The sequence below is a fragment of the Prevotella sp. ne3005 genome (genome assembly GCF_900110085.1).
In the GTDB taxonomy this organism is placed as follows: domain Bacteria; phylum Bacteroidota; class Bacteroidia; order Bacteroidales; family Bacteroidaceae; genus Prevotella.
On the sequence record NZ_FOCK01000001.1, the window covers coordinates 478,925 to 504,248 of the forward strand.

General features: G+C 53.4%; 26 protein-coding genes. 8 read left to right on the plus strand and 18 right to left on the minus strand.

All coding sequences use genetic code 11. The annotated features are described in order from the left end of the window. Nucleotides 1-45: 45 nt before the first annotated feature. The 5 genes from BMY16_RS01920 to BMY16_RS15770 all read right to left on the minus strand — a co-directional run bounded on the left by BMY16_RS01920 (nucleotide 46) and on the right by BMY16_RS15770 (nucleotide 6,814). Nucleotides 46-690 carry a dTDP-4-dehydrorhamnose 3,5-epimerase family protein gene (locus BMY16_RS01920; RefSeq protein WP_091839312.1) on the minus strand — a complete coding sequence of 215 codons (645 nt, stop codon included), beginning with the start codon at nucleotides 688-690 and terminating at the stop codon, nucleotides 46-48. 134 nt (nucleotides 691-824) lie between these two features. After that, nucleotides 825-1,298, minus strand: coding sequence for a hypothetical protein (locus BMY16_RS01925; protein WP_139207095.1), 474 nt, complete (start codon nucleotides 1,296-1,298; stop codon nucleotides 825-827). Nucleotide 1,299: 1 nt separating this feature from the next. Continuing rightward, nucleotides 1,300-2,385, minus strand: coding sequence for a hypothetical protein (locus BMY16_RS01930; protein ID WP_091839318.1), 1,086 nt, complete (start codon nucleotides 2,383-2,385; stop codon nucleotides 1,300-1,302). 305 nt (nucleotides 2,386-2,690) lie between these two features. Further along, a complete protein-coding gene (locus tag BMY16_RS01935; RefSeq protein ID WP_091839321.1) occupies nucleotides 2,691-5,144 on the minus strand; it encodes an SLBB domain-containing protein in 2,454 nt (817 codons plus the stop codon). Between the two features lie 257 nt (nucleotides 5,145-5,401). Continuing rightward, nucleotides 5,402-6,814, minus strand: coding sequence for a DegT/DnrJ/EryC1/StrS family aminotransferase (locus BMY16_RS15770; RefSeq protein WP_244512818.1), 1,413 nt, complete (start codon nucleotides 6,812-6,814; stop codon nucleotides 5,402-5,404). Between the two features lie 237 nt (nucleotides 6,815-7,051). Between BMY16_RS15770 and BMY16_RS01950 the strand changes: the two genes are divergently transcribed. The 6 genes from BMY16_RS01950 (at nucleotide 7,052) to BMY16_RS01975 (ending at nucleotide 12,191) form a co-directional block, all read left to right on the plus strand. Further along, nucleotides 7,052-7,426: a hypothetical protein gene (locus BMY16_RS01950; RefSeq protein WP_091839323.1), complete on the plus strand. Its 375-nt coding sequence runs from the start codon at nucleotides 7,052-7,054 to the stop codon at nucleotides 7,424-7,426. Next, nucleotides 7,423-8,604 carry an AAA family ATPase gene (locus BMY16_RS01955; protein WP_091839326.1) on the plus strand — a complete coding sequence of 394 codons (1,182 nt, stop codon included), beginning with the start codon at nucleotides 7,423-7,425 and terminating at the stop codon, nucleotides 8,602-8,604. Before BMY16_RS01950 ends, BMY16_RS01955 begins: the two co-directional genes overlap by 4 nt. An 88-nt stretch (nucleotides 8,605-8,692) precedes the next feature. Next, the gene (locus BMY16_RS01960; RefSeq protein WP_139207096.1) at nucleotides 8,693-9,460 is read left to right on the plus strand and encodes a DUF6371 domain-containing protein; all 768 of its coding nucleotides are present in this window, start codon (nucleotides 8,693-8,695) and stop codon (nucleotides 9,458-9,460) included. 373 nt (nucleotides 9,461-9,833) lie between these two features. Further along, entirely contained in the window at nucleotides 9,834-10,016 is a 183-nt protein-coding gene (locus BMY16_RS15260) for a DUF4248 domain-containing protein (protein WP_139207097.1), read from the plus strand. A 394-nt stretch (nucleotides 10,017-10,410) separates the two neighbouring features. Continuing rightward, nucleotides 10,411-10,905: an HU family DNA-binding protein gene (locus BMY16_RS01965; RefSeq protein WP_170835971.1), complete on the plus strand. Its 495-nt coding sequence runs from the start codon at nucleotides 10,411-10,413 to the stop codon at nucleotides 10,903-10,905. 842 nt (nucleotides 10,906-11,747) lie between these two features. Further along, nucleotides 11,748-12,191 (plus strand): N-acetylmuramoyl-L-alanine amidase, encoded by a 444-nt coding sequence (locus BMY16_RS01975; RefSeq protein ID WP_091839335.1) that lies wholly within the window; start codon nucleotides 11,748-11,750, stop codon nucleotides 12,189-12,191. Nucleotides 12,192-12,234: 43 nt separating this feature from the next. On the opposite strand, the gene BMY16_RS01980 is transcribed toward BMY16_RS01975, so the two are convergent. The 5 genes from BMY16_RS01980 to BMY16_RS02000 all read right to left on the minus strand — a co-directional run bounded on the left by BMY16_RS01980 (nucleotide 12,235) and on the right by BMY16_RS02000 (nucleotide 16,726). Next, nucleotides 12,235-13,581 carry a class I adenylate-forming enzyme family protein gene (locus tag BMY16_RS01980; RefSeq protein ID WP_091839338.1) on the minus strand — a complete coding sequence of 449 codons (1,347 nt, stop codon included), beginning with the start codon at nucleotides 13,579-13,581 and terminating at the stop codon, nucleotides 12,235-12,237. Between the two features lie 11 nt (nucleotides 13,582-13,592). Then, the gene (locus BMY16_RS01985) at nucleotides 13,593-14,489 is read right to left on the minus strand and encodes a polysaccharide pyruvyl transferase family protein (protein ID WP_091839341.1); all 897 of its coding nucleotides are present in this window, start codon (nucleotides 14,487-14,489) and stop codon (nucleotides 13,593-13,595) included. Between the two features lie 7 nt (nucleotides 14,490-14,496). Continuing rightward, a complete protein-coding gene (locus BMY16_RS01990) occupies nucleotides 14,497-14,733 on the minus strand; it encodes an acyl carrier protein (RefSeq protein ID WP_091839344.1) in 237 nt (78 codons plus the stop codon). Between the two features lie 12 nt (nucleotides 14,734-14,745). Next, nucleotides 14,746-15,492 carry an SDR family NAD(P)-dependent oxidoreductase gene (locus tag BMY16_RS01995; RefSeq protein ID WP_091839346.1) on the minus strand — a complete coding sequence of 249 codons (747 nt, stop codon included), beginning with the start codon at nucleotides 15,490-15,492 and terminating at the stop codon, nucleotides 14,746-14,748. A gap of 175 nt (nucleotides 15,493-15,667) precedes the next feature. Then, nucleotides 15,668-16,726 (minus strand): ketoacyl-ACP synthase III, encoded by a 1,059-nt coding sequence (locus BMY16_RS02000; protein WP_091839348.1) that lies wholly within the window; start codon nucleotides 16,724-16,726, stop codon nucleotides 15,668-15,670. Between the two features lie 20 nt (nucleotides 16,727-16,746). Here BMY16_RS02000 and BMY16_RS16010 point away from each other — a divergent pair, with 20 nt between their 5' ends. Then, a complete protein-coding gene (locus BMY16_RS16010) occupies nucleotides 16,747-16,950 on the plus strand; it encodes a hypothetical protein (RefSeq protein WP_411267760.1) in 204 nt (67 codons plus the stop codon). A gap of 33 nt (nucleotides 16,951-16,983) precedes the next feature. Here the strand turns inward: BMY16_RS16010 and BMY16_RS02010 are convergent, their stop codons facing one another. Genes BMY16_RS02010 through BMY16_RS02025 form a run of 4 tightly spaced genes read right to left on the minus strand, consistent with a single transcriptional unit; the run spans nucleotide 16,984 to nucleotide 20,910 of the window. After that, nucleotides 16,984-17,631, minus strand: a complete 648-nt coding sequence (locus BMY16_RS02010; RefSeq protein ID WP_091839353.1) for an acetyltransferase — start codon at nucleotides 17,629-17,631, stop codon at nucleotides 16,984-16,986. Next, nucleotides 17,628-18,563 (minus strand): glycosyltransferase family 2 protein, encoded by a 936-nt coding sequence (locus BMY16_RS02015; protein ID WP_091839356.1) that lies wholly within the window; start codon nucleotides 18,561-18,563, stop codon nucleotides 17,628-17,630. The genes BMY16_RS02010 and BMY16_RS02015 overlap by 4 nt, the downstream gene beginning before the upstream one ends. Next, nucleotides 18,548-19,528, minus strand: coding sequence for a glycosyltransferase family 2 protein (locus BMY16_RS02020; RefSeq protein ID WP_091839359.1), 981 nt, complete (start codon nucleotides 19,526-19,528; stop codon nucleotides 18,548-18,550). Before BMY16_RS02020 ends, BMY16_RS02015 begins: the two co-directional genes overlap by 16 nt. A 14-nt stretch (nucleotides 19,529-19,542) precedes the next feature. Further along, complete coding sequence (locus BMY16_RS02025; RefSeq protein WP_139207098.1) at nucleotides 19,543-20,910, minus strand: DUF6056 family protein; 1,368 nt, start codon at nucleotides 20,908-20,910, stop codon at nucleotides 19,543-19,545. Nucleotides 20,911-20,976: 66 nt separating this feature from the next. Here BMY16_RS02025 and BMY16_RS15265 point away from each other — a divergent pair, with 66 nt between their 5' ends. Then, on the plus strand, nucleotides 20,977-21,207 hold the full coding sequence (locus tag BMY16_RS15265) for a hypothetical protein (RefSeq protein ID WP_139207099.1): 231 nt from the start codon (nucleotides 20,977-20,979) through the stop codon (nucleotides 21,205-21,207). Between the two features lie 61 nt (nucleotides 21,208-21,268). Here the strand turns inward: BMY16_RS15265 and BMY16_RS02030 are convergent, their stop codons facing one another. The 4 genes from BMY16_RS02030 to BMY16_RS02045 are packed head-to-tail and all read right to left on the minus strand — an operon-like array spanning nucleotide 21,269 to nucleotide 25,307. Then, nucleotides 21,269-22,213 (minus strand): MraY family glycosyltransferase, encoded by a 945-nt coding sequence (locus BMY16_RS02030; protein WP_091839365.1) that lies wholly within the window; start codon nucleotides 22,211-22,213, stop codon nucleotides 21,269-21,271. Beyond that, the gene (locus tag BMY16_RS02035; protein ID WP_091839368.1) at nucleotides 22,214-22,957 is read right to left on the minus strand and encodes a WecB/TagA/CpsF family glycosyltransferase; all 744 of its coding nucleotides are present in this window, start codon (nucleotides 22,955-22,957) and stop codon (nucleotides 22,214-22,216) included. A gap of 7 nt (nucleotides 22,958-22,964) precedes the next feature. Then, on the minus strand, nucleotides 22,965-24,086 hold the full coding sequence (gene rffA, locus BMY16_RS02040) for a dTDP-4-amino-4,6-dideoxygalactose transaminase (RefSeq protein ID WP_091839371.1): 1,122 nt from the start codon (nucleotides 24,084-24,086) through the stop codon (nucleotides 22,965-22,967). Beyond that, nucleotides 24,087-25,307 carry a glycosyltransferase gene (locus tag BMY16_RS02045; protein ID WP_091839375.1) on the minus strand — a complete coding sequence of 407 codons (1,221 nt, stop codon included), beginning with the start codon at nucleotides 25,305-25,307 and terminating at the stop codon, nucleotides 24,087-24,089. Nucleotides 25,308-25,324: the final 17 nt, after the last annotated feature.

The following is a 25,324-nucleotide window of genomic DNA, read 5'->3' on the forward strand; positions in this document are numbered from 1 at the left end:
AGTTGCTCTATGACCCGAATACAGGTGCTACACTCCCATATAAGATTAATACAAATCAATTTTGATGTCAAATGGAGAATCAAAGACTTTGAGCAAGGGATGCTTTGTGTCCTTTTCGCTCAAGATAGCTTTATCCTTGATTCGCCAATCAATACCGAGAGAATCATCGAGAATTGATATGCCTCCATCAGCCTCTGGGTGATAGAATTCATCACATTTGTATTGGAATACAGCTGTTTCGGAGAGGACTGCAAAACCATGAGCGAATCCTTTTGGGATGAAAAACTGTTGGCCTAATTGAGAATTGAACATTGAACATTGACCATTGAAAGTGTAGCCCGCAAATTCTTTTGCGATGCGGGCAGCTTCTTCATCGTGAGCACAGAGGAGGCATTCCACGTGTTGGCCATAAGTCGGTGAACCCTTACGAATATCTACTGCTACATCAAGGACTGCGCCTTTGACACAACGTACCAGTTTGCTTTGGGTGAATGGAGGACGCTGGAAATGCAGACCTCGCATGACACCATAGGAAGATTTACTCTCATTGTCCTGGACAAATGTGATAGGACGCACTTTCTCGTTAAAATCTCTCTGAGAGAATGACTCGAAGAAATAGCCTCGTGAATCTTCAAAGATTCTAGGCTCTATAATTACTACGCCATCAATGGCGGTTTTGATTACTTGCATTTTATAATATTTCTTTTTTTCGGTTAATCCCCCCCGGATTAACCGAAAATGGGGGGATGTCTTATGATGATGAGATCCCTCGACTGCGCTCGGGATGACAATAAAGGGGCGCTCGAGATGACAGGGGAAGGAGATTACCGAGTTGTGGGCATGTCGCCGGACCAGCCATGGCCCAAGTCCCAGTGATAGTCGTACACGAACTCGAAGTACGGTAGTGAGAACTCCTGCTCCAGCAATTCGGTGAGCTCGTTCTGGATGGGCTCGGCCCACTTACCCACCAGCACAATGAACTTATTAACGTTCCATGCCACACGACCACGGGGAACTTGCGTGTAGTCACCCTCGAACTTTGTACGCTCACCCTTTGCCTGAGCCTTAAAGTATTCCTTTGCCCAAATCTGACGGTGCAGCTTAGGATAATTAATGAAGGGCATCCCCTTCTCGGCCGCCTCCTCAACCATCTTGGGGGTGATTTCCTTCTTATGCACCCCAAAGAAGTTATGCTCCTCCGGGTCGTACCAGAAGATCCCGACGCACGGCATCTGCTCATCAAACGATGCCATGTCCGCCATTTGAGCTTTATGGTCTTTATCTGAAAGATGTATCATATTAGTCCATGCCGAGGAGGGATTTGAGGTCGTCTTCTTTGTAGAGGATCCAGGCGGTGGTGCCGAGGGCGGCGAGGAAGAGGAAGATGAGACACATCTGAGCACGCTTGGGGCCTTCTTTCCTTACGGGGACTGTCGCACTCTGCAGGGTGGTGAAGGCAGGGGTTTCTTCCTGTACCTTCATCTCGGCCTGCTGCAGCTGAGCTACCACCTGCTGATAGATACGCTCCTGCAGCTGCATCTCGCTCTGGAGGTCTGCCTCCTTGGTCTGAGCGTTCTGAGAAGTGACATTACGGTGGGAGTCGGCATAAGCGGCATAGCGGTCACGAGCCTGCTCATACTTGGCCTTGGCCTCGCGAGAGAGTTTCAGATTGTAGTCATAATCCACACGGGCTTTGCTCGTACGATAGTCTGTAATGAATTTCTGAAGGCGGGTCTTCACTGTGTCGGCCATCGTGGCGCAAATCAGGGGATCCTGGTCGGTCACGCTAATCGTAATCACAAAAGTTTTCTTATCCACATCGCAAACCACATTTTTATCAATGGCTTTCACAATATCGGTCTGTTTTTTGCTCAGACGGAAGGGATCAATCTTTGAAGATTCTTCTTCCTTGGAACTGAAAAGATCGAAAAAGGACTTCATACCAGCTGACCACCAAGAGAGCTTCTGCTCTTTAGCGAGATAGTCGTAATAGGTGAAGAACTGATTGTCATCCTCGCGGCGTACCTTGACTTTGAACAAGTCGGTCTTGAAGTCGACCGAGTTCATCAGGTCGGGGTACAAGGTTGGGTTAATGGCATCAGCGCCTTGCTGGGCTGAGCCCAGATTTACGCCGAAGCTGCTGGCCAGGCTGGCGAGGCTTCCGCCGGCCTTGGCGGAAGAACCAAGTTCTGGGGCCAACTTTACAGTACAACTGTAGTAGTTGGGTAAGCTTAGAGCATAAATTGCTGCTAAGACAAAGGCTATAGGGAGCACTTTGTAGTAGAGCTTCTTATATTTAAGAAGGTCAGAGAAGATTTTCTTAAAATCTATAGAGGATTCTTCATCCTCTAATAACTCCTGCTTTTTTATTTCTTCATTATTCATAATAATAATATTTTTTCTATTTTACCGATTACCCAACCCTCTTAGCCAAGAGGGCTTCAGACCACTCCCCAAACCCCTCGCCAATCTTTGGCAAGGGACTTAACTGAAAATTTCGAGAGACCCTCATTTTCAGAGTTTTGGTATGGCTCGCAAAGCCTGTGCCCCTAAAGGGGCGAGCCATGTTTATTTAATCTAATACCATGCTAAAACACCGAGGGGGTAGCCGCGCGGCGAGGGGGCGAGAAGCCCCCTATGAACGAGGGTGGGCGGGAGCGAACGCTAGAGAGCGGGGATTCTTAATTACATCATTTCAGCATGTTAGCAATGCTGACGAACATTGTTGCTAACGATGCGGCAGAGGTGCCGATGGAAAGCCATTGCTGGAGGTTGGCACTATCCTTCGGACCCTTGGTGGGAACGACGATCTCGCAGCCGGGCTCGATCTTGCCCTTCGAGGCCTTGGCGATGGTTCCGTTCTGATAGAGAATATAGGTATGGCTCGTGCGGGCACGCTTACCATAGCCACCGGCCTGCTCGATATAGTATTTGTAGCTCTTCTTATCCTTGAAGGCAACGACGTTCGGCTTCAGGATATCACCCGAGATCTTGACGGTACGGTTGTAGCGCGGGATAATCAGCTCGTCACCATCATGCAACTCGATGTCCTCGTCGCAGCCAGGATTGGCCAGGGCTTCGTCGAGATGGATACCTACGCTATAGGTGGTCTGCAAGGCCAACTGCTCCAGACTCAGGGAGTCGGAGGAGGATGACTGTCTGGCCATCTCTACCAGCTCCTTCATGCGCGCACGTTCATCTTCATTCATCTGACGAATGAGGCGGGCACCGCGTACATAGGCGCCGGGGATGACACCACCGGCCTCCTTGACCACATCGGAGAGGCGCTGGTTCTTGACACTCAGCGTATAACGGCCCTCGAAGGCAATCTCGCCCTCCACACTGACGGTGAAGAGCTCTGTAGATACCGGACTGCGGCGAACAGACACCACATCGTAGGGTTCGAGGGTAAAGCTGCGGTCACCATCAAACGCGAAGCCGGGTTTGATGGAGAAACTGAAGGTCTTGGCGATATCCATCGTGGCGGTCGTGGCCTCGGGGTTGATGACACGCCGGGCCACATCGACTTTCACGGTCGAGGCTTCATCCGTCAGGCCACCGGCCTGCAGGATGAGGTCTTCGATGGTCATCTTGTCGGCATATTCGTAGGTGCCCGGGAAGATGACCTCTCCATTGATGGTCAGCGTGCGCAGGTTCATGTGCTCAGCCATCGTCGGGATAAAGAGCACATCTTCGTTCTCTAGCGGCAGGTCGGCAGCCGTCCCTTCCAGGATACCCTTCAGGTCGACGGAGAGCACCTCCTGGGTGCGGTTGGCCTTCATGCGGCGGAGCACGGCGCGAGAGATCAGGGCCTCTTCGGTCACACCATCGGCATTATCAATCAACGTGCGGACCGTGCTCACCTTGTCGCCCAACTGGTAGAGACCGGGGCGATAGACAGCGCCCTTCACCTCGACCATATTCTCAAAGCGGTCGTAGATAGAGTCTACAATCACCGAGTCGCCATCGGCCATCTTAAAGGCATTGCGCTCAAATTCCTCGACATTGAAGACGCTCTTCATGCGGCCGTTCTTACGGAGCACACGTAGCGATTTCTTGTAGGCATCGCTGGCAAAGCCGCCACTATAGTTCAACAAGGTCGAGAGGCTCTCATCCTCGCGTAGCTCGTAGGCCATCGGGCGCTTCACACGACCCGAGATGTCAACAATGGCATCGTAGGTGCCCACCTGGATGACATCGTTATCAGCCAGGCGCACATTACCGGCCAGACGGCCATTGAGGATAAACTGGTAGACGTCGACGGTCGAGATGAGTCGGCCCTGACGATAGACCTTGATATTACGCAGCGTTCCCAGGTCGTTGACACCACCAGCCATATAGAGGGCGTGGAAGACCGTGGCAAAGGCGCTGACGGTATAGGTGCCCGGCGTCTTGACCTCACCCATCACGTTCACCAGGATGGTGCGGGTCTGGCCCAGGGCGACCTTGATCTCTGAACTGGCATAGTAGGAGCCCAGTCGACTGCGGATACGGCTCTGGGCAGCGGATACCGTCAGGCCACTGACATGCACCGGCCCATAGTCGGGTACGGTGACATCACCATCCGGGCTGACCGTCAGACTCTCGCTCTTCTGGGTATCGCCATAGACATCGATAATCAGCTGGTCGCCGGGACCCAGCACATAGTTCTGGGGCGTGGCGATGTTCATCTGAGGCTCGAAGGTCAGGTTCTTGTTGTTAAAGATATCTCGGCCAAAGACTTTCTTACCAGGAATCACATCAAAATAGTCACCACTCGTCTCCGACAAAGCCCCCTGATCGCTATAGAGCAGATTATCTGGAGCATCCTGACTCATCTGCTGCTGACGGTACTCACGCTGATCAGCCTCTTTCATCGGTGCATTATTCTGGCGCATCCGGTTCTGGGCATCGCTGATGGCACCGTCGACCACACCGCCCATGCTCGCCTTCTCGAGCTGACTGGCATATTTCTGGCGCATCTTCTGGATCTGTTCAAGGGTAGCGCCCTTCTGCAACAACTGGGTGGCTATCTCCTGCTCAGAGACACCGGCTTTCTTCTGTTTAGTCACATACTGGAGGATCTGACTCTCCGTCATGCCCTGCGCATAAGCCCCCATGGTCATCCCCATCATCATGATGAGTGTTAAAAATATCTTTTTCATCTTTACTGTTGTATTTTTCCTGTTTCAATCGAGACAACGTCTCGGGGTCACCATCATATTGACATGACAGAGAACCGCGAGTGCCTACTATGTTAAAATCGTCCGTTCTGCCTGATTTCCAGTGACATACAAGAACTCTTTTCCTTTTACTTCGTAAAAAAAGTCCGTTAGAATAAGTGTTATAGGGGGCAAAGGTACATCTTTTTTTTGAATGTACCAAATAAAACGGGAAATATCTTCAAAATGTTGTCTTTTTCCTACAAGATGTTGTCTTTGATGGCATTGACAATATACGCCACTTGCTCGTCGGTCACACAGGGACCCGTAGGCAGGCACATACCGACTTTAAACAAGCCCTCACTCACGCCATTGACATAAGCAGGCGAATGGCGATAAACGGGCTGTTTGTGCATGGGTTTCCAGAGGGGGCGCGACTCGATCCCGGCTGCTAACAAGGCCAGGCGCATCGCCTCGACATTGTCGTTGGGCTGGCAGTCTGTGACGGCTGTAGAGGCCGTGTGGATCACACCGGCCGCCCCGCCCACAGCGCTGGTGATGATTTGTTTGTAGGCGTTCTCCTGGCCCTTGACTTTGAGGGAAGGGTCCAAAGTGATGGTGGTAAGCCAGTAGTTGCTGTCGTAAATAGGCTTGTCATCTCGACTATTCCCCATGTCATTTCGACTTACCATATTCCCTTTGTCATCTCGACTAAGCGAAGCGCATGGAGAGATCTCAGAGATGTCTCGACTACGCTCGACATGACAAGTGGGTTGCTCGAAATGACAAGAGGCTTGCTCGAAATGACAGAGGGTGTCCGGTTGGGTGTGGACGGTGATCCCGGGGACATCGGCCAGGAGCTGCTCATATAAAGCCTGGACGTGGTGATGATGGGCGATGTGGGCGTTGAGGACGGTCATTTGGCCGCGGCCGATGCCGGCGCAGATGTTACTCATGCGGTAATTATAGCCGATTGTCTCATGCTGATAATAAGGATAACTCTCGCGGGCCTGCGTGGCGAGCCACATAATCTTATCCCAGTCCGTTTTATCTTTACAAATCAGGGCTCCACCGCCTGAGGTGGTAATCATCTTATTACCATTAAAGCTCAGCACGCCATAGCGGCCTGCCGTACCCAGCACCTGACCCTTATAGCGCGAGCCAAAGCCCTCTGCTGCATCTTCGATCACAGGAATCTCGTAGCGATTGGCGATGTCCATGATACGATCCAGGTCGTAGGGCATGCCATAGAGGGCTACCGGCACGATGGCCTTGGGCTTTTTGCCGGTCTTGGCGATACGGTCTTTGATGGCTTCTTCGAGCAGATCGGGGTCGATATTCCAGGTTTCTGGCTCAGAGTCCACAAAAACGGGGGTTGCACCGAGATAGGTCACGGGGTGGGAAGAGGCGCAGAATGTGAAGCTCTGGACAATGACTTCGTCGCCGGGGCCTACGCCACAGGCGATGAGTGCCAAGTGCACGGCCGCCGTGCCGTTGCTCAGCGCCACCACGCGCTTTCCCTCACAGACGAATTGCTCCAAGTCCTTCTCGAAGGCATTGACGTTGGGGCCCAGGGGGGCGACCCACTGCGTATCAAAAGCTTCCTGAATGTATTTTTGCTCCATGCCTGTCTCACTCATTTTAGCCAGGCACAGATGTATCATTTTACTCATTGTTTTTAATTTGGGTGCAAAAGTACAATGATTTAAGCAAATAACAAAATATTTCTCCGATTTTTCTTAATTTTTAATAAAAGTACAACTTTATCGGTCCATTTTCGGCCTTTCGTCGAGACGACTTTCCGTGTACGGAACACACTTTATTTTAAAATGCGTAAATTTGTACCCGAATTGGAATCATTCCCAATATAAAAATTAACAATACAATTAATTAATTAAAAGTTTAGAATTATGGATTCAAAAAGAACAACAGAGGATGAGATCCTCATTGAATTTTATGAGATTATTCTCGATGTCGTGAACAATCCCAAGTATCCTGGTCGCAAAGCCAGGATTTGCAAAAATTATTGCATTAGCCCCAATTCGCTGAAGGCAGAAAAGATGGTTCGCGGAAATAATTCAACATTTTTCCGTCTCATGGCGGGTCTTAGTCTAGAGGCTCCTCAGGAGAACGAGTTTTTTGAAATGCTTGATAAAATGAAGTATTTCACCATCGAGGTGGCAGAAAGGCTTGATGGCACCTTCGAAACCATCATCAAGGCCCACGAGGGTTCCATCATCGGTCGCAAAAAGGCAAAATCCATCAAAAAGGACAAGAAGAAATGATGGAAGTTCAGAAGTCTTTCATTCAGGAGGATCTCACCCATGCTGGTGAGGCCTCCTTGGTCACACCCGAGCTGATTCAGCTCGACACGTATCGTGTGACGCCCCATGGCCAGTTTGCCGAAGAGGAGTTCCTCATCCGCCTGAAAGGCCAGCCCTGTTTCCCCAGAAAGGATCTGACCGGTATCGCCGGTCAGGCTAAGAGTGGTAAGACCAATCTGATTGCCATGCTGTTGGCTTGTTGCACCCGACCTGCCGAAGACCGGCATGTGCTGAACATGCAGCGTATCCAGGAGGCGCCGCTCAAAGTGATGTGGATTGATACGGAACAGAGTCAGAAGAGCACCCAGAACATCCTGATGCACCGCATTGCCAAGATGCTCCAAGAAGGGGAGGAAGAGGAGGGACAGCCTTCCGACTTCCCCGAGGAGCTGTTCTTTGTGTTTAATCTGAGGTCAGCCTTGATTGAAGACCGATACGACCTGCTGGCAGAGGCCGTAGAGGCCTACAAGCCCGACCTCGTGGTGATCGACAACATCCGCGACCTCGTGAAGGATATCAACGACGGCGTCCAGGCCCAGACCCTGATAGAGGGGTTGATGCACATGGCAGAGCAGTACAACTGTAACATCACCACCGTCATCCACCAGAACCGCAGCGCCGACAACCGAGGCCTGCGCGGTTGGCTGGGAACGGAACTCATGAACAAGGTGTTCGAGGTTTTTACCTGTCAGAAGATCCTGCAGAAGCAGGGCGAGAAGCCCGTCTTCTGCATCGAACAGACCCTGACCCGCAAATACGACATCGATGAGCCGATGTGCTATACGATCAGGGACAACGGACTGCCAGAATCCTGCGAACAGCCCGTCGTACAGCCACGGGATGCCAAGGGGAAGTTCACCGCTTACGACACGCCCGATCCCAAGTTGTTCAACCGCGCTTATATCATCTCGCATCCCGACGACTCCTGGGAGTGGAACCTGCGTAAACTTTTTTCCGACTGTTTCGGAGACCGGGCCCTGATGGGGTATCAGGATCTGATGGATACAGCCATGAAACTGTCGCTCATCAAACGCAGCAAGTATTTCGAGAAGGTGTTCCGGATGGCCGAGGAAGCCAAGGTGGTCCGGGCAGACCAAGACCGTTGTGGACGGCCGGTGGCCATGATGTTGCCCCAGTAAAGCCGCCCCCTCTATATAGCCCCTCCCCTCTCTTGAAAGAGGGAGGGCTATAGTAGGAGGGGGCTTGTAAGGGCCCAACGAATGACGTATGAAGTGGGAACAAGTTTTTAGTCACACCTTCCAGGCCATCAGGAAGCGACTATATGAAGAATCGTTCACCCTCTACCACCCCCGGTCCATGGTCAATTCCAGCCTGTCGATTCAGAGTCAGTTCTGTCAGGCCATCCTCAACATGGGTTACCTGACGTTCGAACAGCTCCTCGACGCCGTCTTGCGTTATCGGCTGGGCGCCTCGAAAAGTGGTGGTGTCATCTTCTGGCAGGTAGACCATGAGGGCCGTATCCACGACGGTAAGATCATGTACTACCACCCCGACTGTCACCGCAACAAAGAGCGACCACCTACCTGGGTGAGCTATCTCCTGGCCAAACGACAGGGCAGGACCACCGATCAGAACAGCACGTCGCACTGCTTATTTGGGCTGCACCAGCTGTTAGGTCCAAGATTCAGCCTTCGTGAGGAAGAGCGACCAGTGGCGATTGTAGAGGCGGAGAAGACGGCTGTGATCCTGAGCGGCCATTATCCACAGTACATCTGGTTGGCGACAGGGGGGTTGGGGGAGTTGCAGGTCAACAAGTTCCGTCCCCTCCGGGGCCGAAAGGTCGTCCTCTTCCCCGATACCGACCCCGAGGGCAAGACCTTCGCCCGTTGGTATGACATCGCCCAACAAGTCATGGCCGAGCCCTTTTGGGAGGATTCCCCGCCCATCCGCGTCTCTCCCGTCCTGGAGCTCCACGCCACAGAAGAGCAGAAGAGGGGGAAAATCGACTTAGTCGATTTTGTCTTTAAGCTTTGAGCTTTGAGCTTTAAGCATTGAGCTTTGAGCTTTAAGCATTGAGCATTGAGCATTGAGCTTTGAGCTTTAAGCATTGAGCATTGAGCTTTGAGCATTAAGCTTTATGATTGTCATCTCGACTAAGCGCAGCGCATGGAGAGATCTCATGACCAACCCACTTGTCATCTCGACTAAGCGCAGCGCATGGAGAGATCTCATGAGATTTCTTGGACTGGCCAAGCGGCAAAGCCGAGCGCTCGACTACGCTCGAAATGACAAAAGGCGCTCGACTACGCTCGACATGACAGGGAGTGTTTCAATTCATAAAGATTAAAGCGAAAAGGTAAAAAGTAAAGCTTAAAGATTAAAGCTTAAAGATTAAAGATTAAAGAATATGAAGGCATTGAGTAAACAAAAATTGGCCGATAAGGCCGGGGTGAGTCTGAACACCTTTAACAAATGGTGCAAGCCACTGGAGAAAGAGCTGCAGGCCATGGGGTTGCAGCCCGGTGCCAGGATGTGGCCACCACACATCGTGAAGTTCATCGCCGAGACCTTTTGCATCGATATTGAATAACGATGCCACTTTATCTCGAATTAATTCACTTTATCTCCCGTATGTCACCATAACCCGAAACCACCCTTCAAAAATGTTGTAACTTTGCCGTTGCAATGAAGATGCAACGGCGATTACGGGCTGCGGCTCAGCAAACCAAGCAAGCTTGTTTGCGTTCGCCTTGCACCGTAATTCGCACTCGGCAAGCAAGCAGGGATGTCACCTATGGTTCGTCCAGACGTCTTGAACCACTCATTCAGACTATTCCTTTACCCTATAAGGGATTATCTGAACACGAGTAAGAGACTATCCGGATAGCAGTTAGAGACTATCTGAACGCCCCAAAGGTCCCCCCTCCCTCCGCTCGGCTACCCAAAACTTTTCAATTTTCAATTTTCAATTTTCAATTTAAAAAATGTCTCAGAAGTTTATTAAAACAAAGAACAACAACCAGTACAATACAGCCTACGGCAAGTACTTCGCCGAGGCCGTGTACGACAGCCACTTTATTGGCACAGAAGAATTGTCGGAGTTTATCCAGCGCCAGGCCAGTGTGAAGAAGAGTGATATCAAGGCCGTGCTCCAGGAGTTGGGTGAGGCGATGAAGCACTTCTTCGAGATGGGTCAGAAGATCAAACTCGACGGTATCGGTATCTTCAAGGTGGGATTCTCGAGCATCGGTGTCGACAAGATCGAGGACTGCGGAGCCAGCACCATCTCTACCCGACGGGTGCTGTTCCAGCCGGAGACCACCCGTGTCGTCGTGGGACAGGAGAAGAAGAATGGCAAAGTGAAGCAAAAGTACGTGAATGCAATCACGTTACTCAAAGATGTGGTCTTTGAGGAGACTCATGACAACAGTATGAACACCGAGCCAGAATCTCCTGTCTCTCCCGACACAGGGGACTAGGCTCGCCCCTCCCTCCTGAGGGGCATGAGGCTTGAGTCCGGAGCAAGGCAATGACACACCTGTCAGCCTCAGAGCTGAAACAACATCCAAGCCCTGTCATGTATGCCGCTTGCTCAACCTCATGCCCCTCTTTCGCAGGGGGTACCCCTGCAACCCCTTTCCGAGGGTAAACCCTCGGTATCTCCATCAACCCCCGCTCGGCTCTGCCGCTTGGCTATGCCAAGAACCCCTTTTACCGATCACCCAACCCTCTTAGCCAAGAGGGCTTCAGACCACTCCCCAAACCCCTCGCCAATCTTTGGCAAGGGACTTAACTGAAAATTTCGAGAGACCCTCATTTTCAGAGTTTTGGTATGGCTCGCAAAGCCTGTGCCCCTAAAGGGGCGAGCCATGGTCTTGACATCCCTGCTATCGCCGCCCCTTGGAAAGGGGCTCATTACAGGGCTCATTACAACAGGGCGCAGCCGATAAAAATCAGATTTGACCTTTGATGGTCAAATCTACCTTGGTGTTAATCTGAAAATCGTCGGTTTCTGCGATTTTCAGCGTTGCATCCTCCCCATATAGGGGGAGGCCTTGGAGGGGGTGGATGTTTCTTTTAGTTCTTTTCTTTGCGCCAAAGAAAAGGACAATACACCGAGAGTTTACTCTCGGAAAACGGGTTGTAGGGCTGGGCCCTGCAAAAAAAATGATAATTTAATTTTATAAAAATAATAGTTTTATGAAGATTTTTAAAAATGTTACATCCGATAAGATCGGAAACTTCGTTTTGACGGTGATGACCGCATTTGTATCAACGTTTTTAATGCAGAGCTGCGATCTGCCAAGTTTGCTTTAAGCTTATGAGAAGAATAGATTTGATCGTTATTCATTGTACCGCCTCGCGGCCCGACCAAAGCATTTCGTTCGAGAAGCTCGACAAGATGCATCAAGCCAGAGGCTGGAAATGCTGCGGCTATCATTACTACATAACCCGTGATGGCCAGTTACATATAGGCCGCCCCGAAGAAATGGTGGGCGCTCATGCCCGCCACTACAATGCCCACTCCATCGGCATTTGCTATGAGGGCGGCCTCGACGAGAAAGGTCATGCAGCCGACACCCGTACACCAGCCCAACGCCACGCGATGATAGCCCTGCTGCGATCGTTGAAAGAAGACTACCCCGATGCAGAAATCCTCGGCCACTGCGAACTGGAAGGCGTTCACAAGGCTTGTCCCTGTTTCCTGCCATCCATAGAGTATCAGCATCTACAGCCCACCACGTGGCAGGAAGATCACAAATAATCCTAAATGAAATCGCCCCGAGATTTGAACTCGGGGCGATTTTTTATTTTCCGGAAAGAGAGGTACGTTGTTTTTTGCCGAGGGGGGTGATGGGGATGGTGTCGATCCAGTCGTAGAGGGTGGGACATTTGAAGGGTTGGAGGAGGGAGCGGAGGCGGGTGTCGATCTCCTCGAAGGTGAGGGTTGTGGAGCCGCGGAGGATATAAGCCTTGACCGTTTCGCCGAGCATCTCATGGGGATGACTGACGCAGATGCAATCCCCGACCCCCAGTCGGCAGATAGCCTCCTCGACTTCGGCAGGACTCACCTTCTCGCCACCCACGTTGATCATCTCCTTAACACGACCCGTCAGGTAGACATAGCCATCGTCAGAGATGTAGCCACAGTCACCAGTTCTCACCAGCCCATCCACCAGAGCGCCTTCATTGTCTTCCGCATCCCAGTAGCCCACCATGGTCTGTCGGCCATGGACACAGAGCTCTCCATCGATCACCTGGACCGTGACACTGTCGGCGATGGGACGGCCGATGGAGTCGAGATGGGCGGTGTCATGGAGTTCCAGCGAGGTGGAGCGGTTGGATTCCGTCAGACCGTAGTTGTCGTAGATACGGGTGTCGGGAAACAGCGTCAGCACGTCGTGCTTCGTTTCCAACGACAGGGCCGATGTGCCGAACTCGATCTGTCGCAGTTGGCCAGCATATTTCGCGATGCGCGTGCCACTGATCTGCCGGATATACCTCCAGGCCGCTGGCGACAGCGCCAAGGTGGTGACCTGATAGGTCTCGATGGTGTTCAGCAACAGGCGCACATTCGCGATGTTGGGCAATAAGATCGCCGTGGCCCCGTTCATCAGGGAGAGGTAGAGGCGGCGCAGACCGAAGCCGTGACAGAGTGGCATGGCCACCACTTCGACATCGTGCTCGTCGTTCTGCACGGCATCGCTGGTATAGCGGGCCGCCCAGTAGACATTGTAGTGCGACAGGCACACCAGCTTCGGTCGGGCCGTGGTACCTGTGGTATGGATGATCTCGATGATATCCGTCTCCTTCAGTTCTGCGGGGGCTTCTGCCAAGGGGGGCGTCTTTTCTATCTCCTCCGGCAGATAGTGGAACCGCTCCAAGGTCGACTGCGGATCGATGAGCTCGGCGATCACACCCACCATCATCGCCCCAAGGGCCATGTAGACAAAATGCGGTTCCTTGACGGCGGCCAACCGAAGGACATCCCCTACCCTGTACCCTTTGGACTGAATGAAAGCGGCGGCCTGCCGGCTTTTCCGGCAGAGCTGGGCATAGGAGACCCTCTCCTGCCCTGCCACCAGCGCCACCTTTTCCGGATGACGGGCACCAGCACTGAAGATGGCTTGAAGGAGCGGACTATAGGGATACATCGGTCAGCACTCTAATATTCCCACAGATCGTAAGGGAACGTGGCTATCGCGGCTTCTTGCAAGGGTTTGATATCGGGCAGAGGCAAGGGCTCCATCCGGCAAGCCTCCTCAAAGGTGTCGGCCAGATGGACATCATAGCGCCCGGTACTGGCATAGTAGTCGAGGTATTTAAAGTCCACATTCTTCGCCAAGCCACGGAACATCACCGCCGGCACCCCATAGGCTTCGGCCAGGATGATGCCATGCAAGGAACTCGAGATGACCTTCTTACTGGCGGCGATGGTGTCGATGGCCGCCTTGTAGTCGTTGGTGTTCATCGACAACATGTGGAGTCCCGGGTGCTCAGCCCGGAACTGTACCTCGGTGCGGATCTGGGCAATCACCAACACGTCATCGGTCTTCTCCACCTGCGGCTGGTAGACCAGGGGCATCAACACCGCCGGGTCGCCATAGATGGCCGGACACTGATGCCCCATCTTCAGCAGCACCTCCCTGGAGAGCGGACCGCGTACCGAGCGGATATCCAACCGCCTGATGGGATAGTAATGCAGGGGTTTGAGGAAGATGCCCGTGCCATGATGAACGCCACTGCCCCAGATGGTGGTGGTCTGGTACGACGAGAAGATGGTGGCACCCACCGAGTTCATATGTTTTTTCTTGGGTACCCAGGTGTCTAGTGACAGTCCTCGTTTCTTCAGCATGAAGTCGGCCACCACAAACCCTAGGTAGTCGCCCAGGTTGTAACGGCTGTGATTAAAACAGTCGACACCCTCATAGTCAGGGCGGAAATCAAAGAGGTTCACCCGGTGGGGCTGCGCTTTCACCTGCGTATATTTACCATTGATCTTATCCGCAAAGAAAAAGCAATACAACTGGCGACCAACGAGTCTCAGGAAGTTGCGTTTCATAGGCTACCTATTTTAATAGTTTCGTGATCTCATCGACAAAAGCCCGGACTGAGGTCAGGTCGTAGATATCGTCCGACGGAAATACGACATCAAAATGCTCCTCCAACCGGGCGAGGATCATCACATGGCGCAAGGAGTCCCAACCCGCAATGGCCGTCATCTCGGCGTTGGTATCCAACTGTTCGACGGGGATCTTCAGCACAGCAGCGATGATGGCTTTGGTGTCTGACAGAATAGTCTTCATATTGTATAGGATTTATTTAGCGGTGATGCCGCCATCAATGACCAACGAGGTGCCTGTGACCCACGAGGAAGCGTCGGACAGCAGATAGGCCACACCATGGGCGATATCCTCGGGTTCGCCATAGCGTTTGAGGGGGTACGACGCCCGGTCTTGTTCCAACTGTTCCTCGGTCAAGGCCCCGCTATGAATGAAGGGCGTGTTGACCATGCCCGGACAGACCGCGTTCACCCGGATCTTCTTGGGGGCTAGTTCCAGCGCGGTATAGCGCACCATCGACTGCAGTGCGGCCTTCGCCGAGCCATAGACGGAGTTGCCCACAGACCTTCGGCCTGTACCGGCGATAGAAGCGATCATGACCACAGAAGCACCCGGACGGAGCTTTTTCTTCTTAAACAACTGTCTCAGGAGTTCGAGGGGCGCAAAGAAGTTGATGTTAAAGACCTCATCGAACTGCTCACGACCACAGAACTGGAACGGGAGGGTGAGGCCTTTGCCGGCGGAGAGGACGATGCCATCCAGCGCGGGCACTTCGCTGACCAACCGGTCGATGGTGGTCGGCTCCAGGAGATCGCCCTCGAAGGGGATATGTCCGGCGCCCTCCAAGAGATGGAGGGTTTGCGACAGGCGCTCATGGTCGCGGCCACAGGCAATGACGTGGGCGCCTAGGCGCGAGGCTTCCATGGCCGTCGCCCGGCCAATGCCCGATGACGCTCCGGTTATCAGGAGTGTCTTGTCTGTTAATATAAAGGGGTTATACATATGTCATTTCGAGCGTAGTCGAGAAATCTCCCTCTGTCATTTCGAGCGTAGTCGAGAAATCTCCCTCTGTCATTTCGAGCGTAGTCGAGCGCTCGGCTTTGCCGCTTGGCTTGTCCAAGAAATCTCATGAGATCTCTCCATGCGCTTCGCTTAGTCGAGATGACAATAAGGGGGCTTATTGTGATGACAAGGGGGAAGGGACTTCCACCAAGTCCGATATGACTACCCGGTCCGTGGTGAACGCGGCGGAGCCCCAGGAGAGGCCGACGCCGAAGCCACAGGCGATCAGTTTGACAGGCCGTGTGCGGAGCTGCTCTGGCAGTTGCGTGACCATCGTCAAGGGAATCGAGGCCGACGAGGTGTTACCGAAGTGGTACATACACGAGGGGAACTTTTCCGCGGGCAGCTTCAGACGACGGATAATCATATCGTTCATCTTCAGATTGGCCTGATGCAGCACATAGTAGTCCGCCTCCCGATAATCAAAACCGAAATGCGCTGCCAACTTCTTGATGGAGGCAGGCGCCGTCATGATACCAAATGAAAAGACGTCCATGCCCTTCATACGCGTCTCCAGGCGGTTATAGGTCCGGCCGTCGATCACCTCTTCCTTAAAGGAATCAGGCGTCACGCGATTACGGCAACCACCATCCGGGATGATGATGGCATCGAAACCACTGCCGTCGGTACCGAAATGGAACTGGAACCCCGGCGCGTTTTCCTGATATTCCAAGGCCGTCACCGTACCGGCAAAGCCGAACAGCGGGTCGTTGAGTGGTACACGCCGCCGGGCATCACCAGCCATCAGCAGGGCTTTTCGTAGCCCTCCTTGTGACATCAGGGCCACCAGGGAGCTCAGGCCGTACACCCATCCCGAACAACCTAAGACGATATCCTGGGCATAGCACTCCTGACTCAGGCCTAACCGGTCCTGGATGATACAGGCCGTGGCAGGCAGGTAGTAGTCGGTGGTCTGGGAGACGAAGACCAGTCCATCCACCTCAGACTTGTCCCAACCGAGATCGGCCAGAAGGCGCTCTGCCGCAGCTACACAGAGATCGGAGGTGGTGAGATCTTCATCCACCCGGCGCTCCAGCACCCCTGTTGCCTCCACAAAGCTCGCAGCATCATAGTCGGCAGAGATGTCGGGGATGTCGAGGTTGCACGCCCTCCGCAGCGGTACACCGGCACTCATGCCGGCCATCCGGACGTTCTTAAACTCCAGAAAAGCCATCAGAGCTTGGATAAGACACGGTGATACAGATCTTCCAGGGTCACAGAGAGTTTGATGTCATCGCCCTTGAGACCGATATTAAACTCCTCGGCGATCATGCCGATGAGCGACAGACCGACCAGCGACGACCAGCCGTCCAACTCATGGAAGGCGGTGGCGGCAGTGATCTGACTGGCGGTGGCGTCGTCGAACTGTTCTGCGCAGAGCGCCACGAATTCTTCTAATGTCTTCATTGTTTTTATGGGTTGGTTGTTGTTTCAAAGTTCCGTCTTGATGGCCGGATTACCCAGATAGAGATGGCCGTCCTTGGGTCGTTTCATGAGGATGCTCCCCGCCCCTAACCGGATGCGATGGCCGATGGTGAGCTGTTGCAGCACCACCGCATAGACCCCGAAGAAGTTCTCATCACCAATGGTGACACCCCCCGAGATCCTGACGCCCGGCATCAGCATGTTGTAGGAGCCCACACGGGCGTCGTGACCCAAACAGACCGAGCCGTTCAGGATATTGAAGTCGCCCAACTTCACATCGACGGTCACCGTACAGTTGGCCTGGATGATATTACCACGGCCCATCTGGAAAGTCTCGGGATCAGAGATTGAAAAAGAGGGATGGATCAGGTTGGGGAAGGCAATCTGCGGATTCTGAATTTTCCCCACCACCTGTCTTAACACCTGGGGATTCCCGATGGCGATGGCCAGTGCCAACGGCTGGGGATAGCGGTTCAGTTCCTCGGTCGTTCCCAGACAGGGTCCGAAATGCAACACGGCCCTCCCTTTCAGGTCGGGGTTATCATCGAAGAAGCCGATTAGACGCCACGTGGGGGCCTGTTCATTGATCCGCTGGATCAGGCAGGCCACTTCCTTTCCCAAGCCCCCTGCCCCGAAAATCGCTATATCTTTCATTTTTTCTGGCGATAGCGCATTAAAGAACAATAGATCTGGGGTGCCAAGAGAAAGAGGAGCGAGCCCTTACTGGAGGCATCGCCTGTATGTTTGGCAAAAAAACTGACATACCCTTTCCAATAGTGAAACCGGGTCTTGACATCCCCAAACGACAGCCAGGCCTGGGCATAGGAGAACAGGACATATCGTGCAAAACGACAGGAATCAAAAGCTTTCTGCTGAAAATAACGATACAGTTTTTCGTAGCCTAGGATCTGGAAGTCCAGACGCTTACGCGTCGGTGGCTTAAAGCTGATGTTGTCTTTCCTTACGGAGTAGAAGTACAACTGTTCGGAGGTATAGGCGATTCGGGAGGCCTGAGCCAGATAGTCGGGAACGATGAAGAGATCCTCCGCCCAATGCGACTCGGGAAAGCGCAGGTGACTGAAGATGGCTTTCCGATATAGTTTCAGGAAAGTGCTCTCCAAGTCGGTACTATTGCCTAACCTCGCCACGTCGACCACACCGTTCTCAAACACGCTGACGCCTGTATCCGCATGCTCATCGGCCAACCAGTCGCTGACCACCTTCCGACTACAGAAACTGATATCCGCCTGATGGGTCTGAAGCAGGTCGTACAACCGCTCGTACATCTCCGGATGAATGGTGTCATCCGCATCGACGAAAGCGACATAGCCGCCAGTCATATGGTCTAACCCGACATTACGCGCCCTACCCGGACCGCCATTTCCCTGACAGTGGATGGCCTTGAGGCGGGCATCCTGGGCTGATAGCCGGTCGCACAACAGGCCACTGCCGTCGGTGGAGCAGTCGTCGACCAGGATGACCTCCAGCTGCTCGTAGGTGGACCGGAGGACGGACGACACGCAGTCCTCCAAGTACTTCCCGGCATTGTAGACCGGGATGATGATGCTGATCAGTTCGCGGGGCATGTCACACTGGATTCGTCCTTGTCGGCCACGTCCTTGCCCACGATGTAGTCGCGGATCAGATAGGTGGGTCGCTGCTTCGTCTCGTTGAAGATCTTACCGATGTATTCGCCCAAGATGCCGATGGAGATGAGCTGTCCGCCGCCTAGGAACAGCATGATACAGACCAGCGTGGTAAATCCTTGTACAGGATCGCCGAACAGCAGGCGCTTACCCAGATAGTACAACAAGAAGGTAAAGGCACCCATGGCGATGATAAAACCGGAGATGGTGGCCAAGCGCAAGGGGGCGGTGGTAAACGAGGTGATGCCGTCGATGGCCAGGTTCAGCAGGCTCCAATAACTCCAGTTGCTCTCACCGGCCACCCGGTCGGCCCGGTCGAAGAGAATCTCTTTCTTTCGATAGCCTATCCAGGCATACATGCCCTTGGTATAACGCTCGTTTTCGCGCAGCTGTTTCATGGCCTCGATACATTTCCTGTCCAGCAGACGGAAGTCACCGACATTCTTCAGCACCTCAAACCGCGTCGACTTGTCCAGGATATGATAGTAAGCCAGCGTCAGGTGTTTGCGAAGCCAACTCTCACGGCCCCTGTCTCTCCGTTTGGCATAGACATCTTCGTAGCCTTCTTCCCACCAATGCAACATCTCGGGAATCAAGGAGGGGGAGTCCTGCAGATCCGCATCCATGACAATGACACAGTCGCCCTTCACATAGTCGAAACCGGCCAACATGGCGTTTTCCTTGCCGAAGTTACGGCTCAGGTCGATGTACGACACCCGCCCGTCGATGTCATGGAAATGGCGGATGAGCTCCAGCGTATGATCCACACTGCCGTCGTTGACAAACAACAACTCGAAAGCATACGCCTCCAGCTCATTGATGGTCTTCACCAACACCTCGTACAGGCATGGCAAAGCCTCCTGCTCATTAAAACAAGGAATCAATATGGAAACTTTTTTTTTCATCCTTTTTTACCTTTTTACTTTTTTACCTTTTTACCTTTTCTCCCTTCTTCGATTATTGCTTTGACGTTAAAATAGACCGCCATTTCTGAGATCTTCACGGCTTGAGGGATATCCGTCCGGGTACTGTCATAGTCGGCCGGGTAAGGATATGGAAGGCGGATCGTATCCTTGCCCGCCGCTATCTGCTCCTGGATCCGCGCATTCCGCTGAATCTCGTAGGGCTTCAGATACATGGAGTAAGACAAGGAGGGCACAATCAGTCGTACGCACAACACACACAGGACCACCGCCATCAGCAGGGGAGCCAGCAACGACCGGTGCTCTTCTGACAACGAGAAAGCCAGATAGAGAACCGCACAGATGACACCAAAGCTACAGGGCGTGAAGGTAGAGTCGTTAGGCACCGCACCGGCGATGTAGGCCACGGCCGTCAGCAGGCTGATGGCCACGATAGCCAGCGAGACTCCGATCTGTCGGAGCACCTTGTCGCGGTGGTCGCTCTTCACATACACATAGACCCCATACAGTAACATCGCCATATACAGGAAAAAAGCCACCTGCGTGACCCGCCATGCCACCGTCCATAACTCCGGCAGATAGCTCAGTTTGGTTAATAACGGCAGCCCGTACAGGTTATAGGGGATGCTCCCCCCTACAAAAGGAGAGTTCATGCCACGCACGGAGGCGCCGGGGGTGAACAGCAGCCACGACGCGCCCATCCAGAACGTGATGAGCGACAGATAGTAAAGAGGTGGTAAAGAGTGACCCTTCAAATATCGCCACAGCAGTTGGGCGAACAACAGGGCCGTAAAGACCACGGCGATGCCTTCTGTCGACAGGCCAAAGAAGATGGTACACAGGCCAAACAAGGCAATGGTCACCCAGGAATGTGAACCAGTCTCATCGACCCTATAGACATAATAGGGCAGCAACAACATCACGAAGATGGTGCCATAGATATAATTGGCACAGCCCGAGAAACAGCAGTAGGTGGAGAACCGGACTCCCAGATAGATCATGCAGGCGGCACAGAGATAGAACACCGCCCCACGGGGGGAGCACCACACCAGCTTGGGCAGTACCAACCGTTTGATGGCCACAGGGAACAGGGCGAACAACAACGGGGTCAGCGTCAGATGAACCCAGCGGTCGGGCGTCAAGGGGAAAAGGTAGAAAAAGAGTTCCCCGCCACGGGCCACATGGATGTTACTGCACCAGATCCACCGGAGGAACCGCACATAGAAGGGCTGCCCCGTGTTCAGGGTACAGTAGAAGTCATCGCCGCTCCACCAGGAGTTATAGATGATGGTGTAGCTCAAGGCGAACTGCAACGCCGCCAACACGACCAGCACGGTCAACCACCCCTTGTTGGCCTCCCGCACTTGGGTCCAGACCTGCTGCGCATATCGGGGCAGCTTGGAGAACCGGGGGATCCAGTAGAAATGGTATTGAGAACGCCACGCTTTGACCGGCATGAACAGGAGAAGCACCGACAGACCCAGACAGAACAGGAAGATCTTCCCTATCTGGAAGAACATCTCCTGCAGTTGCCAGATGGTGGGGATCGTGTCGAGATGGAATTTCTCCTGGATCTTCCCCATCAGGTCGAAGTTCTCCAGAAAGGCGATCGCATGACTGTCGATGGCCTGGAGGAGCCAGCTGCGACCCAGGGTGTATAGCAGACAGATCAAAGCTGTCAGCAGGCTGGCCACGACCAGTGACCAACCCAAACGAATACATTTATTCAACATGGAGATGATAGTATTTTCGCATGAAGACCATATACAACATCGACAGGAGGATGAGCTGCAGGAACAGGGTAGTGTTACCGGGATTGGCGATGAGCCAGATGTTGCAGAGTGCCTGAAGACCCATATAGATGAGCGACACCTTCAGATGACTCATCCCCAGTTCGTTGGCCATCAGCTGATAGGCATGTTTCTTGTGCGGCATCATCAGGTTCTCTCCCAGGAAGGCCCGATGGAGGATGGTCATACCACCATCGACGGCATAGACGATGATGAGCGACATCCAGTAGAGCTGCGCCTCCTGCAGGAAGAGCTTCAGGATGAGGAACAGGACGATATACCCGATGGACAAGGCCCCCACATCCCCCGCGAAGCACTTGGCATGGGGGCGGAAGTTGAAGACGCAGAACACCAGTATCGACGCCATGACGACGATCAACAGGGAGGACTCGACAAAAGGCGTGACATATTCATTCACATACCACAACGACACGATGGCCACCAGCGAATAACCGCCGGTCATGCCATTGACCCCATCCATGAAATTGTAGATGTTCACAGCCCCCACACAGGCCACCGACAACAGGAGCAACGGCTGCCACGGCTGATTGAACACATGCATCTCGTAAAGCATGATCAGGAAGGCCGCAAACTGACACACCAACCGCACCTTCGGGTTGACGCTATGGATATCGTCGATGAAACTCACCAAGGCCAGGATGCTCAACCCTAAGAAGATCATGGGACTGTGCAGGCCTGAGAGGATAAACCAGACCAGGTAGGCGATATAGAAGATGATGCCCCCACCCCGCACGACAACCCCCGTGTGGGAACTCTGGTGATGGGGACGGTCTACAATCCCTATCTTACTGGCCAGCCAAATATAGACGATCTCCACCACCAGGAGGAAGACACCTATCAACAAATAGTCTTTCATTTATTGATTATCTTTTCTTTTATTACTTCTTTTTCGTTCATCGAGGTACAACCGGGGCAGGGTGATGAGGATCTTACCCACCCGCTTCAACTGCTTACGAGGTTCCCTGTAAATACGATCGAGCCAGATGAACCGCAGGGCCCCCAGATGAAAACGGGGCTGGACGTTATGGCCGATATAGAAATTGAAGGCCGCCCCGACACCCAACAGCACGCCCCGCTGGATATAGGGCAGGAGCCGCGACATGAACAGCTCCTGCTTGGGCGCGCCCAGCGACACCCAGATCAGGTCGGGGTTCCGCGCATTGACCGCTGCCGCGATGGCCGGATAGTCGAAGTCGTCGACACGGGCAAACGGCACCGGCAGGTGGGCGATATGATTCACGGAAAAGCCCCTGTGCTGAAGTTCACTTTTCACTTTCTGGAAGACGTCCTCGGTGCTCCCCAACAACAGCTGGCGATACTGAGACAGTCTGATCATGTTCTCAAAGAAGTCGGGTCCGTTATAGGCCCTGACACGGGTGTGATAGATCTTGTTGACGATGGCAGCGATGGAGCCGCCGTCGCAGCTGTTGGCCAAGGACTGTTGCAGCACCGACAGGCACCGCTGGTCTTTCCGGGCGATAGAGAGCATGGTGGCATCGACAAAACAGATATACCCCTTGCCCCCTTCGCCGACACAATTGTTGACGAGTTGGTGGAGCCGGTTCCGGTCGAACTCGATATCGATATTAAAAACGTTCATGGTAGGATCAACGATAAAAGGCCTTGACCGCCTCGGCGATATGGTTCACCTCGGCTTCGGTCAGTTCGTAGTACAGGGGGAGTCTGACCAGACAGTCGCCAAAGTGGTCGCAGGCCGGCAGGGGCCGGCCATCATGCTGGTCATGATAATAGGCACTGGCGTGCAAGGGCAGATAGTGGAAGGTGGCCTGTACCCCATGCTCTTTGAGATAGGCGATGAGCCGCGTCCGTTCCTCCAGGGAGGCACAGACCAAAAAGAACATGTGGGCATTGTTGGTGGCATAGTCGGGGATGACAGGCAGTTTTACCCGCGAAGCGGGAAGGTCTGCCAGCGCCTCGTGATACCACATCCAGATCTGAAGGCGCTTGTGCTGGATATCATCCAACTGCTCCAGCTGAGACCAGAGATAGGCCGCATTGAATTCCGACGGGAGGAAAGAGCTGCCCATGTCGCACCAGCCGTATTTGTTGACCATGCCCCGGTAGAACTCGGCACGGTTGGTGCCTTTCTCCCACAGGATCTCAGAACGACGGACGAAACGGTCGTCATTGACCACCAGCATGCCCCCTTCACCACAGTGGATATTCTTCGACTCATGGAAGGAGAAGGCTCCCAGATGTCCGATACCGCCCAAGGGGCGACCCTTGTAGAAGGCGTCGATGGCCTGGGCAGCGTCCTCGACCACCAGAAGGCCATGTTCCTGCGCCAAGGCCATGATGGGATCCATGTCGCAGGCCACACCGGCATAATGCACCACCACGATCACCTTCGTACGACTGGTCACCAAAGGACGGATAGTCTCGGCCGTGATGTCAGGATGGTCCGGACCACTGTCGGCAAACACCACCCTCGCCCCTTCGCGCAGGAAGGCCAGGGCCGAGGATACAAACGTATAGGAAGGGACGATCACCTCATCGCCCGGTTGGAGACGGCAGAGCATGGCACACATCTCCAGGGCATCCGTGCCCGAGGTGGTGAGGAGACATTTTCTGAAGCCATACCGTTCTTCAAAGAACCGATGGCATTGTTTGGTGAAATCGCCATTGCCCGACATGGTCGTGGAATGGCATACCTGCTCCAGATAAGCTAACTCTTTCCCTGAGTAGTAGGGCTTATTAAATAGAATCATTTATTGTTGTATCAGTGATTGATAGATCTTTTCCAGTTTTCCGAAGATGACATCACCGGCATAACGGCCTACGGCATACTGATGACAAGCTGCCGAGCGCTCTGGCGTCTTCTTCGGGGTGGTGGCGATGACCTGTGCCAGCGCGGGGATGTCATAGGTCTTCGTAAAGGTGGCATAGTCTGACGGAGCCACGTAGGGGGTGCCAGCCTCGGCAAAACCTGCCAACGGCGTGCCACAGCCTAACGCCTCGATACATACATTGGGCATGGTGTCGGCCAGACTCGTACAGACGAACAGGTCGCCCAATGCATAGTACTGCGCCAGTTCTTCCTGAGACGAGACATAAGGCACCGTCACCACATGCGGAAGGGTGACCAGCTGTTTCACGTCATAGCCCACGAAGACGAAGGTGAGATCTTCCTGATGGGCCAGCAACTCTGCCGCCTGAAGGAAGTAGATGCCACCCTTCCGGGGGTTGCTCATCTGTGCGACGGTGACGATCACCCTATGGGTTTCGGGGATGTTCAGACGGGTCCGCAAAGCCTTGACATCACGGGGATGGAAGGTGGTGCCGAAATCAACCGGCTCATCCAGTTCGCGGATGTCAAAACCCCGGAGCAGTTGGGAGCGCCTCGCCCTGTCGACCACCCAACCCGGGCCCGTAAAGACGATATGCTCAAACCCCCGATAGGCACGCGCCTTTGCCTGCCAGATCACTGCCGACCGGTCGAAGAAGAAGCTCTTGGGGTAGTGTTTCTGTTCCGGACAACCGCCTGTGCAACCTGTCAGGAACTGATTGCAAGAGAAGGAATAGGGGCATTTCCCCATATAGGCATACTCATCCATCATCGTGTAACAGACCCTGTAATGGTGGTCGTTCAGAAACCGGATATACGCATGGCTGTTGATAAAATAACCATGCAGGATGTTCAGTTGGACGATATCGGGATGGAACGACTGGGTATATTGGATCAAACGCTTCGTGGCCAAGGGATGACAGAACCCTTCATAGCCGGTGACCCAGGACAGGAGCCGGCCCACCCCGGGCTCGATGGTGCCAGCCACAGGCTGATAGTCGGGGTTGTCGATCCGGGGTTCCCGGACCCCACGGTAACAGACACGTACCTCATGGCCACGGGATTTCAGATAACGGTACTGCAGGGTGGTAATCTTTCCCGTGCTGTTCACCGCACCAAACACATCGACAATCAGTATCTTCATCTAGTCTTCATCTTACT